Genomic DNA, 14,898 nt, shown 5'->3' on the forward strand with positions numbered 1-14,898 from the left:
GCCCATCCGTCATCCTGGTGCGCGATGGGGATGATGGACAGCATGGCCGCCAAGGTGGCGCACGGCGCCACCGTCGAGTTTCGCCCGCGCGGGGCCTCCATGGTTCCGCTTATCCGCAGTCGCCAACTCGTGACCGTCGCGCCGGTCGACCCGGCCCGCCTCGAAATCGGCGACATCGTGCTCGCCCGGGTCGCCGGAAAGATGTACCTCCACCTGGTCTCCGCGCTGGACGACACCCGCGCGCGCGTGCAGATCAGCAACAACCGGGGCCGCGCCAACGGCTGGACGTCGCAGGCCCGGGTGTACGGGATCTGCGTGTCGGTGGACGGCGTCCCACGCCCGGGGGCGTCCCGGAAGGTGCGCGCGCCCGTGTCGATGGAGTAGTGCGCGCCGCCGGCGGCCGGCGCAGCCCGTCGGCCGGCGGCGGCTCGGCGTGCCTCGGTGCGTCGGGAAAGCTGCGGCCCCGCCGGGGCACGCGGGTCTCGCGCACCCGGTCGCACACGATCCACGACCCCCCGATGGGGTTGGTCCGGCGCGCTTCCAGGTAGAGATTCAGCCATGAAGAAGCTGATCAATGCCGCCCGCGACGTCGTGCCCGAGATGCTCGAAGGCCTGGCCCTCGCGCATCCCGACATCGCGCTGCTGGCCGATGCGAACGTCGCGCTGCGCGCCGACGCCCGGGCCCATGCCGAGCGCGGCCGAGTCGCGGTGATCTCCGGCGGGGGAGCCGGCCACGAACCCGCGCACGCCGGGTACGTCGGGCCCGGGATGCTCACCGCGGCCGTGTCGGGGGACGTGTTCACCTCACCGTCCACCGACACCATCCTGGCCGCGATCCGCACCGTCGCCGGGCCGGCGGGCGTGTTGCTGGTGGTCAAGTCGTACACCGGGGATCGGCTCAACTTCGGGCTCGCCGCCGAGTTGGCGCGGGCCGAGGGGATCGCGGTCGAGACCGTCGTGGTCGCGGATGACGTGGCGCTCGCGAGCGGCGACGACACCGCGGGACGGCGGGGCATCGCCGGGACGGTGTTCGTGCACAAGGTGGCCGGCGCGGCGGCGGAGTCCGGCGCGAGTCTGGCCGAGGTCAAGGCCGAGGCCGAGGCGGCGGCGGGCGCGGTCGGCACGATGGGCGTGGCACTGACCCCGTGCACGGTGCCGGCGGCCGGCCGACCCGGGTTCGAACTCGGCGAGGACGAGGTCGAACTGGGCCTGGGCATCCACGGCGAGGCGGGTGTGCGGCGGGACAAGATCGCCTCCGCCGACACGTTCGTCACCGAACTGCTCGATCGGATCGTCGCGGAGACCGGCCTCGCGGCCGGCGACCGGGTCGCGTTGCTGGTCAACAACCTCGGCGGCACCCCCACGATGGAGCTGGACATCGTGCTGCGGGGCGCCGTGCGCGACCTCGCGGGTCGGGGCCTGGTCCTGGAACGGGCCTGGCGCGGCTCGTTCCTGACCGCGTTGGAGATGGCCGGCATGTCGTTGTCCCTGCTCCGGGTCGACGACGCGCGGTTGGCCCGACTGGACGCGGCCACCTCGGCCCCCGCCTGGCCGACCCCGGTGGCGGGCCGCTTGGGTGAGGTCACCGTGCTGCCGGCCGCGCCCGCGCCCGGCAGCGCCGACGCGGGCACTCCGCTGACCGAACCGACCCCCCTGACCCGGGCGATCGAGGCCGTGTGTGCGGCGCTGACCGAGGCCGAACCGCGCCTGACCGAGCTGGACCGGATCGTCGGCGACGGCGACCTGGGCATCAGCCTCGCGCGCGGGGCCGAGGCGATCGGGCGCGAGTTGCCGGGCTACGGCGGCGGTTCGCCGGCCGCCGTGCTGCGCGGCCTGGCGGACACCGTGCGGCGGGCGCTCGGCGGCACGTCCGGCCCGCTGTACTCGGTGCTGCTCCTGCGTGCGGCCTCGGCCGTGGCGCAGGACACCGGGCCGCGCGGGTGGCGCGAGGCCCTGGCCGCAGGCGCGCGGGCGATCGGCGAACTCGGTGGTGCGCAGGTCGGCGACCGGACCATGCTGGATGCCCTGGTACCGGCCGGCGAGGCGCTGGTCGGCGGTGCGAGTCTGGCCGAGGCGATCGACGCGGCCGCAGCCGGCACCGAGGAGACGGCCGGCCGCAGCGCCCGCCGGGGCCGCAGCAGCTACCTCGGCGACCGGGCGATCGGCACCGTCGACCCGGGCGCCGAGGCCGTGGTGATCTGGCTCCGCGCGATCGCCGAATCGCTGGACGGCGAGGCGGAGCGCGCGTAACGACCGACCCGGCCGGGCCGCACACACCGCGCCCTCGGGCGCCCGAATCGCGACGGCGTCCCGGCCGGGATCCGCCGTCCGCCCGGCCGGGTAGGGGAGTTCGGGCCACGCCTTCGGGGGCCGCCGCCGCCGACCCTGTCCGCGACGGGCCCGACCCGTCGGGGCGGGAGGCTCGTGTGCGTTCGGGAACCCGGGTGCGCGGGAGGCCCGTTCGCGCTCCCGAACCCCGCTGCGTGGGCGGCCCGCTCGGGTTCAATCCGCCATCGCCGTCGCCGCGAGGTCGCGCAGGCACTCGTACGCGACCTGGAGGAACGGCGCCCGCGGTCCCGCCGCCGTGTTCGCCAGCGCGGCCAAGGCGACCCCGGCCTGGGGACTGAAGCCCACGAATGCGGTGAAGCCGCGGGTCGCCCCGCCGTGGAAGAGCAGATCGTGACCGGTTCGCGGGCGCAGGTTCCACACCAGACACAGCCGATCGTCGGTGTGCGGCGCGATCAGCCTGGGACGGTGCACCTGGACCAACGCCTCGGCGAGCGAGGCGGGTCGCACGTCCGTCGGATCCAGGTGCGCGGCCAGATACCGGGTCAGGTCCGTCCCGGTGCTGCGCAGCGCCCCGGCCGCCGGCAGCCCCGGCATCCGCCACGGCGGCCGGGGCCGGCCGCGCAGATACCCGGTCACCTGCGGCCCGTTCGGGTCACACGTGGTCATCGTCAGGCCCAGTGGCACGCCCAGCCGGGCGACCACCAGATCCGGGTAGGGCTGCCCGGCGGCGCGCGCGAGTGCGTGTCCGAGCAGGCCCACGCCCAGGTTGGAGTAGGACACCCGGGTGCCCGGACGCGCGTGCGGCCGGGCCCGCCCCAGCAGCGCGAACAGGCGCTTCTCGTCGTAGCCCGCGTAGGGGTTCGAGTACCACGCCGGCAGCGCCGTGCGCAGCGAGCCACGCGGGAGCCGCGGCAACCCGGAGGTGTGCGTGGCCAGGTGCAGCAGAGTGATGTTCGAGGACCAGCGCGGGCGCGCGGTCGGCGGCAGGTAGGTGATCAGCGGATCGTCCAACCGCGCCTCGCCGCGGGCGACCGCGTCGGCGAGCAGCAGCGCGGTGAACGTCTTGGTCACCGAACCCAGTTCGAAGCGGGAGTCGGCATCCACCGCCGTTCCGCGACACGCCACCGAGTGTTCGCCCGCCCGGATGGTGGCCACCACGAGCGCACCCGCCGCCGGGGCGGCCCGCAGCAGCGGCGCGATCGGCGCCGCGTTCGTGTCGCTCACCCGAGTGCGGGGGCGGGCGCGGCGCCCAGCGAACGGGCCAGCGTCACGGTGCCGGCCACGACCGCCACCACCGCCGTGTGCTCGTGATCCTTGAACGCCCGCTGCGGATCCTCGTCCACCGGATCCGCGTCACGCGGGAGCAGCCCGTTCGGGTGCTGCGCCGCCGCGAGGGTCTGCCACCCCTGGGCGTCGCACACCGGTTCGGCCAGGCACGCGTCGACGATCAACAACTCGCCCACCAGGTCGTACTGGGCGACCTCCGCCCACACGTCCACCCAGACCGGCAGCCACACCCGCAGGTAATCGCGGATCTCCGCGGGCAACAGTTCGGGGTACGCACCCCAGTCGGTGATGTGGAACACCGCGTGCGTCATGTGGTACGCGGTCATCCAGTCGATCACCCACGGCTCGGGGGTCATGCCCAGCCACGAATCGGCGGCGAGCGCGGGCCAGTCCGGCCGGCGGGCCAATCCGGCTACCCGGCCGGCGTTGGCCACGGCGAGCCGGCGGTTGGGCAACATCTCGATCGCGTGCACCGAGCGCAGCTCGGCCAGATGCGCGCACAGCCGATCCATCCGCTCGTGCCGGATGCCGGCCCGGACGAAGTGCGCGTACGTCTCCAGCGGATCGGTCACCAAAGGGTGCCGCACCTGGCGCTCGTACAGGAAGTCCCCGTCGCGGAACTGCCCCCACGCGAACTCGATCAACTCGCGTGCGGCGGCCAGGTCGCCGGGTCCGGCGACTCCCTCGCGCAACACGAGGGAGGTCGCCAGCGCGATCTCGCCGAGCGGCTTGTACGCGCTGTCGCGGTCGTTGAAGTCGACCACGGTGTGCGTGGGCAACGGGCCGAACCGGGCGTTGTCCTGTAGCCAGCGCAGGGCCCGCGAGCCGATCGTGTGGGCGGTCTTGAGCACGTCGCCGCGCACGATTCCCCCGGTCATGACTCCTCCAGTCCGGTCACGTGTTGGGCGATGCGGGTGTCGAGCACGGTGCGGGTGCTGCCGCCGCCGAACAGGCGCACGTGCCGCAGCAGCGGGTGCAACTCCAGCGGGAAGGCGACGCCGTCGGCGGCCAGCAGGGCGAGCCAGCGGGCGATCCGCGCTGCGGTGCGGTAGTCGCGGCGCAACATCGCGCGCACCACCCCGCGGGCCAGCGACTCGGCGTTGCGCCGCGCCGCGGCGTGGATCGGGCCGTCCAGGCCGGGCAGGGCCAGGGAGGACAGTTGCGCCATCCGCACCGACCAGGCCTGCCAGGTCGTGGCGTCGGCGACCTGTGCGCCGTCGCCCGGCAGGGGCACGTCCACGGCCAGGCCGAAGCGGGTCAGGGTGTGCGCGGTGGCCCAGTCGCGCCACGTGATGATCCACGCGGTATCGGGCGAGGCGCCCAGCGTGTCGGGCGGGAACACGGTGAACGCGCGGGCGGCGGCCTCGGCCTGATCGGTCGGCAGCGGCGTGCCGCGCAACACGTGCGGGGCGAATGCGTCGGAGCCCAGCACGCGCAGGCCGGGCAAGTCGGCGTCGGGGTCGTGGGGTTCGGCCAGGCGAGGATCGGCGGGGGCGAATCCGGCGGGTACGACCGTGCCCTCGACGTCCATGAGGACGCCGAGGGCACGGCCTGCCACTCGCTCGACCGCCGCCGTGTAGTCCTCGTGTGGCGAGGTGTCGGCGAAGGGCATGGGTGTGATCAACTTCCCGTCGGAACCGGTGATGTCACGGACATCCGGTCCGGCCTAACGCTCCTTCGGGGGCTTCGGCGACAGCAGCAGGCCGAGCACCAGCAGTCCGCCACCGATGTCTTCCGGTGCGAACAGCGGCGCGTCACTGATGGTCGTCTCCTCCTCGATCATGAGCGTCGCGACGGTACCCGCCTGGGTCGGCGTGACCGACGCGGGCTGACGGATGTGTTGAGTAAGCATCGGGTGCTCCCTCATCGTGACTTCACCGCCGGGCTCGGCGATGCCCCCGTGCCTCGACCATAGGCACTTTTTGCGACGATTTGCATCATTTGGTGACGGGTCGCGTGTCCTGCTTCTCCGGTATGCGCGGGCGCGTTCGGGGGCGCATCAGGGAGCGCGGTGTGTCGGCGGGGCCTTGGGGCGGGTGTGCGCGCGGAGTTTGCCGCGACCGGGTGAATCGGTGCCCACCAGCGGCGTTTCGGCGTCGTTCAGGGGGCGATCCGGGCCAGGGCGCCGATTTCCAGGGCGACCCAGATGGCGCCGTCCGGACCCTGGACGAGGCCGTGCGGTTCGGCCGCGGGGGTCGGCAAGTCGTACTCCGTCAGAGTGCCCTCGCCGGAGAGTCGGCCGACCCGACCGGTGCCCCACTCGGTGAACCAGCAGTGCCCGGCCGTGTCCAGCGCGACCGCGTGCGGGCGAGACTGCGGGTCCGGCAGCGGGAATTGGTGGTACTCCCCGGTGGGGCCGAGCCGCCCGATCGCGCCGGCGCCGATCTCGGTGAACCACAACGAGCCGTCCGCGGACGCCGCGATCCCGACCGGGGCGGCGCCCTTGGTGGGCAGCGGATGCACGGTCACCTCGCCGGTCGTGCCGATCCGCCCCAGCGCATCGGCGGCGTTGAGAGTGAACCACAGCGCGCCGTCGGCGCCGGCGGTGATCGCGGACGGGAACGCGTCCGCGATCGGCAGTGCGAAGCCGGTGACGTTTCCGGCCGGGTCGATCCGGCCGATCCGGTTCGCGGCGGTCTCGGTGAACCACAGCGCGCCGTCCGGGCCGGAGGTGATGCCGAACGGGCCGGATCCCGGGGTGGGCAGGTCGAAGTGGGTCACCGCGCCGGCCGGGTCGATCCGGCCGATCCGATGCGCCTTGTACTCGGTGAACCACAACGCATCGTCGGGGCCCACGGTCAGTACGGTCGGCCCGCATGCGGGGTCGCCGAGGTCGTGGGAGGTGTGCGTCCCGGTCGGGTCGAACCGGTCGATCCGGCCCGCGTGCACGAGGGTGAACCACAGTGCGCCGTCCGGGCCCAGGGTGATCGCGTACGGGCCGGACTCGGGCCCGGTGAGCGGGAATTCACGGATGGTGGCGGTCGTCATACGAGCTTGTTCCCTCGGTCGGGCGGATCGGGCGATGGTGAGGCGATGTGGGGGGCGGAGCATTCGTCGCAGCTAATGCAACATGGTTGCGTTAGAATGAGTGTGACGGATGGAGAAGTACTAATGCAACTGGGTTGCTTTTGGTCGGCCCGGATGTGGGCGGCACGGACGCCGACGCGGATCCCGGTGGGGTCGGCCCGGCCGGGGTGCGGCGCGTGAGCGGCGTCGGCGGGGCGCGGCCGGGAGGGCGGACCGCGCGGACGCGGGACGCCGTGCGGCGGGCCACGTTGGCCGAATTGGCGGACAAGGGCTTCGACGGACTGACCGTGGAGGCCGTCGCCGCGCGCTCGGGGGTGCACAAGACCACGGTGTATCGACGCTGGCGGAACGCGGCCGGGCTGGCCGCGGACGCGTTGGATCTGGCGGCGGAGGAGGCGTGGCCGCTCCCGGACACCGGCACCGTGCAGGGCGACCTGCGAGCGATCACCGCGATGGTGGTGCACGGCTTCGAGGACCCCGAACGCGGGCCCACCGCAAGGGCGTTGGTGGTCGCGGCGGTGCACGAGCCGATCACGGGCGAAGCCCTGCACGGGTTCCTGACGGGGCGGCTCGCGCAGGCCGAGGAGGTGGTCGAACGGGCGATCGCGCGGGGCGAGTTGCCGGTGGGCACCGATGCGGGCGAGGTGGTGCGCACGGCCGTGGGCGCGCTCTACTACCGGTTGTTCATCACGAACGAGCCGGTCTGCGCCGGGCAGGCACGGCGCTCGGCGGACGCGGCGGTGGTGGCGGCGCGGGCCGGGGTCTTCGTCCGCGACCAGGCGTGAGCGGGCCGCTGTCGCGGGGCGGCCCGTGGTGGAAACCGCCCCGACGGCCGACGAGCCCGTCGAGCGCCTGCCGCGGGAGACGCTCGACTGCCACGGGAGAGCCCGCCCACGACGGCCGGGCCCGGCCGAGGACCGGGCCGCAGCTTCGTTCGGCGGCGGGTGGTCAGCAGAACTCGTCGAGCAGGCGGTAGAACCGCAGGCGCTTCGGGTCGAGGGTGCCCTGCGGGTCGTAGCGGGCCAGGAAGCGGGCCACATGGGCGGGCGAGTACTGCGCGTGGTCGTCGTCGAGCAGGCTGCGGGTGAGCAGGGCCGGGTCCGCGTGCCGGTCGGTGCGACCCAGTCGGCCGAGGTCGATCAGGCCGGTCACGCGCAGGGTTTCCGGGTCGAGGAGGATGTTGGGCGGGCAGTAGTCGCCGTGGCCGACGACCGGGTCCTCGTCGGCCGGGGTGGTTGCGACCAGTTCGGCCACGAGTTCGGCGCCGGTGCGGCCGACGAGGTGTTCGTCCACGTCGTCGAGGTCGACCAGGCCGGCCGCGACCGCGTGTTCGGCGGCCGGGATGGTCACCGCAAGAGTGCGGTCGAACGGGCAATCCGCGACCGGGAGTTCGTGCAGGGTGCGGGCCATGTCGGCGATCGCGTCGACGACCGCGTCGCGCCGGTCGACGGGCCACGGGTCGTCCGCGGAGCGGCCGGGCACGGCGCGGGTGAGCAGCCAGCCGCCGGGCGCCTCGACGTCGTGGTCCAGGATCTCGGCGACGGGGAGCCCGTGCTCGGCCGCCCACAGGCCGCGAGCCACCTCGGCGGAGAGATGGAACCCGGAATCCGGATGCGGGCTCGGCGTGCCGATCTTGAGGTAGAACTCCTCACCGTGCCGACGCAGCCGATGCACACCGGCTCCGGACGCGCCGACCGTGACCGGCTCCCACGCATACGCCGCGAACCGGCGCCGAAGATCATTCGTCACCTCGCCATCCTCACCCGCCGGACGCCTTCCCGCCGGCGAATTTCCCCGCGTGCTCCGAGGCATCGCGGGTGATCCCGGAATCGGCACGACGAGCCCACGACGGACCGTGCGACCTCGTCGTGTGTTCGGCGGGGTTCGTGTTCGACGGCAGGTCCGGTGGTGGGGTCAGAGTTCGAACCAGCCGGTGTGCACGTGCCAGTGTCGGCCGGCGCGGATGTGGTCGCCGATGGCGCGTTGGAGGGTGGTGTCGCGGGGGAGGGACGCGAGGGGCAGGTCGGGGTCGCCGAAGACGAAGCCGATCGGAGCGGCGTCGTCGGGGCTTCGATCGTCCGACTCGGCGTACAGGTGGAAGCGGCGCTGGAAGCGGATGATGTTGGAGTGCTCCGGCAGGTATTCGCGCAGTTGCGGATCCAGCAGCCACGACCCGCACACCGCGAGCCGGTAGCGCTCGGTCGGGTAGTGCCGCGGGAAGAACTCGCGGGCCAGACGCAGCGATTCGTCGCAGGCCGCCGGGGTCAGCGGGCCGTGGAAGTCCGGGATGTGCAGCGCGAGCGCGGGATCCTGCGGCCGGTACGCCAGGCCCCGTTCGGCAGCGCTCGTGGCGGCCCGTTGGAGCACGAACGAGCGTTGGAATTGCAGCCGGCCCAGCTGATAGAGCTCACCGCGAAAGTGCAGTACGGGCCAGTGCAGCGCGAACAACCCACCGATGCCGAGCCGGCGCCGGTGCACCGCGACATGCCGGCCGAGGTCGGCGAGCGTGCGGCGGGAGACCTCCTCGGGGATGCCGAGGGAGCGATGGTAGGCCAGCACGAACGGGCGCGCCGCGATGAACACGTACACGTGGAACCAGCGCCCGACCGGACCCCACGCGGCCGGCAGCGGCGGGACCTCCAGGTGCCGCTCGACCGTGCCGATCCCCGCGACCAACGCCCGGACGGCTCGTTCGAACACCTCGCGCGGTTCCGGATCGGCGAGCAGTGCCGCCCGGGTGGCGACGAGTTCGTTGAAGTCCTCGTGCGGGACGGACAGGTCCAGGAGCGTCGCGATCAGGTCGTCGTCCGCGGGCAGGACCACCTCGACGCCGGTCGCGAACTCGGCCAACCCGTCCACCCACGCGGCCGACCGCGGATCCGCACGCAGTGCTTCCAAGCCGCTCGGCGCCGAACCGTTCGACCGGCTCCGATCGGCGTCCGAGCCGGACCCGGCCCGTGCGCCGCGTCGGCGCCGGCCCGCGGACCCGCGCCACCCGGTCACGCGGGGGGTGTGCGTAGATCGACGGAACAGAAGACCTTGTCGTAGCGGGCCGAGCCGACCGCCACGAAATCGTGCAGCCGGCCGTACTCGACGAAGCCGAGCGAGCGGTACAGGTGGAGTGCGTTCGCGTTGTCCCCGCGGGCGTCGAGGGTGAGGATCTCGATCGCCTCGGCGCGCGCGTCCTCGATCAGTGCCGTGGTGAGCAACCGGCCGACGCCGCGACCGTGCGCCGACGGGGCCACCGCGAGCTTCTCCAGGTCGGCATTCGGGCGATGGGTGGGCCGGGTGTAGCGGCGCCAGTAGCCGAAGCCGAGCAGTTCCTCGCCCGCGTACGCGAACCGCACCGACGCGTTGCCGGCGCGCTGGGCCGCGGCCAGGTCGGTGAGCAGCGCGGCCACCTCGGCGCGCGGGGGCGGGGCGACCCAGCCGAGTGCGGCGCCGCCCAGGACCAGCTCGGCCAGGATCGTGTGCAGCGGCTCGACCGCCTGCTCGACGGTGTCCGGTGCGCGCAGCACGATCGGCCGCTCGTCCGCGGCCCTGTCGGGTTTCGCGTTCGTGCCCGCCGTCGTGGTCCCGGCCGAGGCATCCGCGTTCGTGTTCACCGTCACGGACGCAAGGCTATTGAGTCCGGGCGGATCGTGGGGAGCGGGGCCACCGGCCGGATCCGGCAGACTGTGCGGGTGAGTGGAACCGTATTGGTCCTCGGGGGCCGCAGTGAGATCGGGTTGGCGGTCGCCGAGCGGCTCGCCGCGCGCGGGGCGCGCACCATCGTGTTGGCGGCGCGCCGCAGCTACGACCTCGACGACGAGGAGGCGCTGCTGCGCAAGGCCGGCGCCCGGCACGTGGATCGGGTCGAGTTCGACGCCGACGACCTGGCCGGGCATCGGCCGATGCTGGACGAGGTGATCGCCCGGCACGGGCCGCTGGACATCGTGGTCACCGCGTTCGGCATCCTCGGTGATCAGCGCCGGGCCGAACTGGACGCGGCGCACGCGGTCGCCGTCGTGCACACCGACTACACGGCGCACGTGAGCATCCTGACCCACCTGGCCACGGTGCTGCGCGCGCAGGGGCACGGCCGGTTGATCGTGTTCTCGTCGGTGGCGGGTGTACGGGTGCGGCGCGCGAACTACGTGTACGGCTCGGCCAAGGCCGGTCTGGACGGCTTCGCGAGCGGCCTGGCCGATGCGCTCGCGGGCAGCGGGGTGCGCCTGCTGCTGGTCCGGCCCGGCTTCGTGGTGGGTCGGATGACCGAGGGCATGTCGCCCGCACCGCTGTCCAGCACCCCGGACCAGGTGGCCGACGCGACGATCCGGGCGTTGTTGCGCGGCAAGGGCGAGGTGTGGGTGCCCGCCGTGCTGCGACCGGTGTTCGCGGGCATGCGGGTGATGCCGCGGCGGCTGTGGCGCAGGTTGCCGCGCTGAGCAACCCGGGGACGTGCTCCGTGGCGGCGGCACGGTCGCGGCGGTCGACGCCTGAGGTCGATGCGGGGTCTCGCGGTGATCAGAACAGCGGCGTGTCCGTGTCGATCGTGGTCAGGAAGTCGTCCAGGGCCTGGAAGGTCTCCCACTCCGGTCGCCCGGAGGCGGTCGCGAGCAGCGTGACCAGGGCCTGTTCCAGCTCCGCGACCCGCTTGCCCTTCCAGGCCTTGTCGGCCAGGCTCACGAGCAGTTCGTCCGGATCGTTCGGATCCCACGCTGCGTGCGTGCGGGCGAAGCGGGCCCGGGCGGGCGGTACGCCCTGGGCGGTCAGCAGGTCGTAGCCGGCCTGCTCGTGGCACGAACCGGGCCCGGCCAACTCGGCCGGATGCAGGGTCTTGCCGATGTCGTGGGTGGCGGCGCCGAACAGCACCGCGTCGCGGTCGAAGGCCAGGCCCGGGTGGTTCGCCGCGACCCAGTCGCAGAGCCGGTACGCGACGTCGTGCACGATGCGCAGATGTTCGACCAGGCGCGGACAGGGCGTGAGTTGATCCAGGAGGACGGCCACTTCGGCGGGCAGTGGACGGAGCTTGGCGGAGGTCACCCGCACAGGGTAGGAGTCCCGTCCGACATCAGGAAGCGGGGCCGCCCAGGGCCAGAGTCGTCGCGTCGCCCATGACCACGATCGGGTGGGCCGCCGGGTCCAGTGCGCGCAGCAGTTCCGGCAGCGCCTCCTGCGGCAGCGTCACGCAGCCGTGGGTGGGGCCGTCGTGGTCGATGTGCAGCCAGATGCCACCGCCGAACTCGTCGCCGCGCGGGCGGGTCGAGTCCAGGGGCGAGGTACCGCGAACCCGGTTGTAGTCGATCGCGATCACGTGGTCGAAGGTGCCGGCGAGCGGTTCGCCGGCGAACCCGGTGCCCTCGATGGCGAAGCCGTCGGACCGGTCGTAGGAAAGCCTGGTGCCGGGGTCGGGGCGCAGGCCGCCCGCGTCGGTGAGTGTGAAGACGCCGATCGGCGAGCGGAGGTCGCCCTCGCGGTGGTCGGGCGTCCAGCCGAGCCGGCCGTTGCGCGCGGGGTGTGTGCACTCGATCTGCCAACCGCTCGATGGGCGGGTCCAGAACGAGGCCATGGCGCGGTCGCTGTCCGGGTGTTCGCCGACGACCAGCAACAACTGGGTGGTCTCGGCCGGGATTTCGGCTTCCCAGCGGGGGCCGATGCCGGCCGGGAGCGGCGGTTGGCCCGGGAGCGGAACGGCGTTCGGGTCGGGGGCGGGACCGCCGGGGGTACCCGCGAACGCGCCGGCGTCGCTGCCGTGACCGGATCCGGCGGCGGAGGCGTTCCGGGCGGCGGGCACGGCCATCAGGGCGAGTGCGATCGGTGCGGTGCGGAACAGCGAGCGTCGGGAGATCGTCATTCGGCCACGACTACCCGCTCTCCGCGAGCTATTCGTGCACGGTGGTGGGTGTGTTCGGGGGCACCACTCGGTCGGCCCTGTCGGAGGTCACTCGTTCGGGGACGCGCGGGTGGGCTCTGCGCGGGTGCTGCGATGGCTCCGGGACGGGCGCTGCGCTGGGGAGCGGCGGGCGTTGTGGCGGGCGAAGTGTCTGCCGCTGCGGAAACGGTGATGGGGTCGGTCGTCGGGTGCGGGCGGGCCGGTGGGATGGTCGAGGGGAGCGGATGTCGGAAAGGGGAGCAATGCGGGTCGGCGTGCTTGGGGTCGGGCGGATCGGGGCGTTTCACGCGCGGGCGCTGAGTGGGATGGGGGCGGTCGAGCGGGTCGTGGTCGCGGACGCGGACCACGCGCGGGCCGAGGCGTTCGCCGCGCGGGCCGGGATCGAGGCCGTGCGGGTGCCCGAGCTGTACGGCGGGATCGACGCGGTCGTGATCGCGGCGCCGACGGCGGTGCACGTGGAGCTGTTGCGCCGGGCGGCGGACGCGCGGTTGCCGATCCTGTGCGAGAAGCCGATCGCACTCGACCCGAGGATCGCGCGTGAGGTCGTCGAGTACGTGCGGGCCCGCGGCGCGGAACTCCAGGTGGGCTTCCAGCGCCGGTTCGATGCGATGTACCTCGCGGCTCGGGCGGCGGTGCGCGCGGGCACGCTCGGCACGCTGACCAGGGTGCACGCGGTGAGCGTGGACCGCCGGCCGCCGCCGGCGGAGTTCGTGCCGACCTCGGGCGGCATCTACCGGGACACGCACATCCACGACTTCGACATCGTGCCGTGGGTCACCGGCGTGCCGATCGTCGAGGTGACCGCGATCGGCGCGAACCGGGGCGCGGCGGTGTTCCGTGAACACGACGACGTGGACGTGTCCGCGGTGCTCTTCCGCCTCGCCGACGACACCCTCGGCACCGCGCACGCGGGTCGGCGGCACGAGCCGGGATACGACGTACGCCTCGAATTGGCGGGCACACACGGGACGCACGCGTGCGGCGGCGTCACCGAGGGCGACTTCCTGACCCGATTCGGCGACGCGTACCGCGCGGAACTCGCCGCGTTCGTCGCCATGGCCGCGGGCCGAATCCCCAGCCCGTGCCCCGGTCCGGACGCCCTCGCCGCCCAGGCCGTCGCCGAGGCGTGCGTGGTGTCCCGCCGGGAGGGACGCCCGGTGCGGGTGGGATAGCTCCCCGCCCGCCCCGAACACGACCGCCTGGGCTCGCCGCCCGCTCGGGGCGGGCCCCGGCTACGGAAGGGTGAGGATCCGGGGGCCTTGCTCGGTGATGGCGATGGTGTGTTCGAAGTGGGCGGCTCGGGAGCCGTCGGCGCTGTGGATGGTCCAGCCGTCCTTGGCGGTGAAGCAGCGGTCCTTGCCGCCGGCGATCAGCATCGGCTCCAGGGCCAGGGTCATCCCCGGGCGCAGCAGCATGCCTCGACCCGGGCGGCCCTCGTTGCGTACGTGCGGGTCCTCGTGCATCGTGCGGCCGATGCCGTGGCCGCCGAGGTCCTGCGGCATGCCGTAGCCGGCGTCGCGGGCGGCCGTGCCGATCGCGGCGGAGATGTCGCCCAGGCGTCCGCCCGGCACGGCCGCCGCGATGCCGGCCTCCAGCGCGCGCCGGGTCGCGGCGATCAGGTCGATGTCGCGCGGCCGCGGTGTGCCCACGGTGAAGGTGATCGCGGCGTCGCCGGTCCAGCCGTGCAGCGTGGCGCCGAAGTCGACGCTCAACAGGTCGCCGTCGCGCAGCCGGTAGTCCGTCGGGATGCCGTGTACCACCACGTCGTTGACCGACGCGCAGATCACGCCCGGGAACGGCACCGGAGCGAACGACGGCTTGTAGGCCAGGAACGGGGATGTGGCTCCGGCCTCGCGCAGCACCGCGTGTGCGACCTCGTCCAGCTCCTTGAGCGAAACGCCGATGGCGGCGACCTTGCGGGTCGCCTCCAGGGCGTTCGCCACAATCCGGCCGGCCTCGCGCATCGCGGCGATTTCGGCTCGGGTTTTGATCTCGACCACGACGTCCCCTCCTGGACCAATTCTTATACCGGTATTAGTATCACGAGCATGGTACGAACCCCATTGACCCCGCTGGAGCGCGAGCGCGGCCTGCATCTCGGTGCGTTGTTGCGCAGCGCACGCGGCGAGCGCAGTATCGGCCACGTCGCCGTCGCGGCGGGTCTGTCCCCGGAAACGCTGCGCAAGATCGAGACCGGCCGCGCTCCCACGCCCGCGTTCTTCACGATCGCCGCGCTCGCCCTCGAACTGGGTCTGTCCTTGGACGAGGTCGCCGCGGCCTGTGTGATCCCGGATCCGGGCGCGCTCTCCGCGTAGGGCCGATCGGGGGCTCGGGCTCGCTCAGTCGGCAGGGGCGCCGGTCGGCGGATCAGCGCTCCCCGCCGGCCCGCCGATGCGGCGCAGCGGGCCGACGGCTCACCC

General features: G+C 73.4%; 17 protein-coding genes. 6 read left to right on the plus strand and 11 right to left on the minus strand.

Going from position 1 to position 14,898, the window contains the following annotated elements; genetic code table 11:
- The first annotated feature begins 42 nt into the window (after positions 1-42).
- Complete coding sequence (locus tag ACIBM5_RS36590; protein ID WP_391582191.1) at positions 43-384, plus strand: S26 family signal peptidase; 342 nt, start codon at positions 43-45, stop codon at positions 382-384.
- Between the two features lie 174 nt (positions 385-558).
- Positions 559-2,250: a dihydroxyacetone kinase family protein gene (locus ACIBM5_RS36595; RefSeq protein WP_396011017.1), complete on the plus strand. Its 1,692-nt coding sequence runs from the start codon at positions 559-561 to the stop codon at positions 2,248-2,250.
- Between the two features lie 252 nt (positions 2,251-2,502).
- Here ACIBM5_RS36595 and ACIBM5_RS36600 read toward each other — a convergent pair whose 3' ends face one another.
- The 5 genes from ACIBM5_RS36600 to ACIBM5_RS36620 form a co-directional block, all read right to left on the minus strand.
- Positions 2,503-3,513, minus strand: coding sequence for a serine hydrolase domain-containing protein (locus ACIBM5_RS36600; RefSeq protein ID WP_396011018.1), 1,011 nt, complete (start codon positions 3,511-3,513; stop codon positions 2,503-2,505).
- On the minus strand, positions 3,510-4,454 hold the full coding sequence (locus tag ACIBM5_RS36605) for a DUF6895 family protein (protein WP_396011019.1): 945 nt from the start codon (positions 4,452-4,454) through the stop codon (positions 3,510-3,512). Before ACIBM5_RS36605 ends, ACIBM5_RS36600 begins: the two co-directional genes overlap by 4 nt.
- Positions 4,451-5,188, minus strand: coding sequence for a hypothetical protein (locus ACIBM5_RS36610; protein ID WP_396011020.1), 738 nt, complete (start codon positions 5,186-5,188; stop codon positions 4,451-4,453). The genes ACIBM5_RS36605 and ACIBM5_RS36610 overlap by 4 nt, the downstream gene beginning before the upstream one ends.
- A gap of 54 nt (positions 5,189-5,242) precedes the next feature.
- Positions 5,243-5,428, minus strand: a complete 186-nt coding sequence (locus ACIBM5_RS36615; RefSeq protein WP_391582196.1) for a hypothetical protein — start codon at positions 5,426-5,428, stop codon at positions 5,243-5,245.
- Between the two features lie 248 nt (positions 5,429-5,676).
- Positions 5,677-6,564: a virginiamycin B lyase gene (locus ACIBM5_RS36620; protein ID WP_396011021.1), complete on the minus strand. Its 888-nt coding sequence runs from the start codon at positions 6,562-6,564 to the stop codon at positions 5,677-5,679.
- Between the two features lie 215 nt (positions 6,565-6,779).
- Here ACIBM5_RS36620 and ACIBM5_RS36625 point away from each other — a divergent pair, with 215 nt between their 5' ends.
- Positions 6,780-7,388, plus strand: coding sequence for a TetR/AcrR family transcriptional regulator (locus ACIBM5_RS36625; RefSeq protein WP_396011022.1), 609 nt, complete (start codon positions 6,780-6,782; stop codon positions 7,386-7,388).
- 163 nt (positions 7,389-7,551) lie between these two features.
- Here the strand turns inward: ACIBM5_RS36625 and ACIBM5_RS36630 are convergent, their stop codons facing one another.
- From ACIBM5_RS36630 to ACIBM5_RS36640, 3 genes are all read right to left on the minus strand, one after another.
- On the minus strand, positions 7,552-8,352 hold the full coding sequence (locus ACIBM5_RS36630; protein WP_396011024.1) for an APH(3') family aminoglycoside O-phosphotransferase: 801 nt from the start codon (positions 8,350-8,352) through the stop codon (positions 7,552-7,554).
- Between the two features lie 165 nt (positions 8,353-8,517).
- Entirely contained in the window at positions 8,518-9,501 is a 984-nt protein-coding gene (locus tag ACIBM5_RS36635) for an acyltransferase domain-containing protein (RefSeq protein WP_396011025.1), read from the minus strand.
- Between the two features lie 101 nt (positions 9,502-9,602).
- On the minus strand, positions 9,603-10,214 hold the full coding sequence (locus tag ACIBM5_RS36640) for a GNAT family N-acetyltransferase (protein WP_396011026.1): 612 nt from the start codon (positions 10,212-10,214) through the stop codon (positions 9,603-9,605).
- A gap of 72 nt (positions 10,215-10,286) precedes the next feature.
- Between ACIBM5_RS36640 and ACIBM5_RS36645 the strand changes: the two genes are divergently transcribed.
- The gene (locus ACIBM5_RS36645) at positions 10,287-11,030 is read left to right on the plus strand and encodes an SDR family NAD(P)-dependent oxidoreductase (protein WP_391582202.1); all 744 of its coding nucleotides are present in this window, start codon (positions 10,287-10,289) and stop codon (positions 11,028-11,030) included.
- Positions 11,031-11,109: 79 nt separating this feature from the next.
- Here ACIBM5_RS36645 and ACIBM5_RS36650 read toward each other — a convergent pair whose 3' ends face one another.
- Together ACIBM5_RS36650 and ACIBM5_RS36655 are read right to left on the minus strand one after the other, a co-directional pair.
- Positions 11,110-11,634: an HD domain-containing protein gene (locus ACIBM5_RS36650; protein ID WP_396011028.1), complete on the minus strand. Its 525-nt coding sequence runs from the start codon at positions 11,632-11,634 to the stop codon at positions 11,110-11,112.
- A 22-nt stretch (positions 11,635-11,656) separates the two neighbouring features.
- Positions 11,657-12,439, minus strand: coding sequence for a L,D-transpeptidase family protein (locus ACIBM5_RS36655; RefSeq protein ID WP_396011030.1), 783 nt, complete (start codon positions 12,437-12,439; stop codon positions 11,657-11,659).
- A gap of 227 nt (positions 12,440-12,666) precedes the next feature.
- On the opposite strand from ACIBM5_RS36655, the gene ACIBM5_RS36660 reads away from it, so the two are divergent.
- Positions 12,667-13,650 (plus strand): Gfo/Idh/MocA family oxidoreductase, encoded by a 984-nt coding sequence (locus ACIBM5_RS36660; RefSeq protein ID WP_396011031.1) that lies wholly within the window; start codon positions 12,667-12,669, stop codon positions 13,648-13,650.
- Positions 13,651-13,710: 60 nt separating this feature from the next.
- On the opposite strand, the gene map is transcribed toward ACIBM5_RS36660, so the two are convergent.
- A complete protein-coding gene (gene map, locus ACIBM5_RS36665) occupies positions 13,711-14,478 on the minus strand; it encodes a type I methionyl aminopeptidase (RefSeq protein ID WP_396011032.1) in 768 nt (255 codons plus the stop codon).
- Positions 14,479-14,526: 48 nt separating this feature from the next.
- On the opposite strand from map, the gene ACIBM5_RS36670 reads away from it, so the two are divergent.
- Positions 14,527-14,793: a helix-turn-helix domain-containing protein gene (locus ACIBM5_RS36670; RefSeq protein ID WP_391582207.1), complete on the plus strand. Its 267-nt coding sequence runs from the start codon at positions 14,527-14,529 to the stop codon at positions 14,791-14,793.
- Positions 14,794-14,898 lie beyond the last annotated feature (105 nt).

Origin of the sequence: Embleya sp. NPDC050493 (assembly GCF_044458105.1) — a bacterium.
In the GTDB taxonomy this organism is placed as follows: Bacteria; Actinomycetota; Actinomycetes; order Streptomycetales; family Streptomycetaceae; genus Embleya.

Bases quoted from the DNA above. Each gene is read 5' to 3' on its own strand.
- ACIBM5_RS36590 (WP_391582191.1), top strand. From the start codon at position 43: ATGGCCGCCAAGGTGGCGCACGGCGCCACCGTCGAGTTTCGCCCGCGC.
- ACIBM5_RS36595 (WP_396011017.1), top strand. From the start codon at position 559: ATGAAGAAGCTGATCAATGCCGCCCGCGACGTCGTGCCCGAGATGCTC.
- ACIBM5_RS36605 (WP_396011019.1), bottom strand. From the start codon at position 4,454: ATGACCGGGGGAATCGTGCGCGGCGACGTGCTCAAGACCGCCCACACG.
- ACIBM5_RS36610 (WP_396011020.1), bottom strand. From the start codon at position 5,188: ATGCCCTTCGCCGACACCTCGCCACACGAGGACTACACGGCGGCGGTC.
- ACIBM5_RS36615 (WP_391582196.1), bottom strand. From the start codon at position 5,428: ATGCTTACTCAACACATCCGTCAGCCCGCGTCGGTCACGCCGACCCAG.
- ACIBM5_RS36620 (WP_396011021.1), bottom strand. From the start codon at position 6,564: ATGACGACCGCCACCATCCGTGAATTCCCGCTCACCGGGCCCGAGTCC.
- ACIBM5_RS36655 (WP_396011030.1), bottom strand. From the start codon at position 12,439: ATGACGATCTCCCGACGCTCGCTGTTCCGCACCGCACCGATCGCACTC.
- ACIBM5_RS36670 (WP_391582207.1), top strand. From the start codon at position 14,527: ATGGTACGAACCCCATTGACCCCGCTGGAGCGCGAGCGCGGCCTGCAT.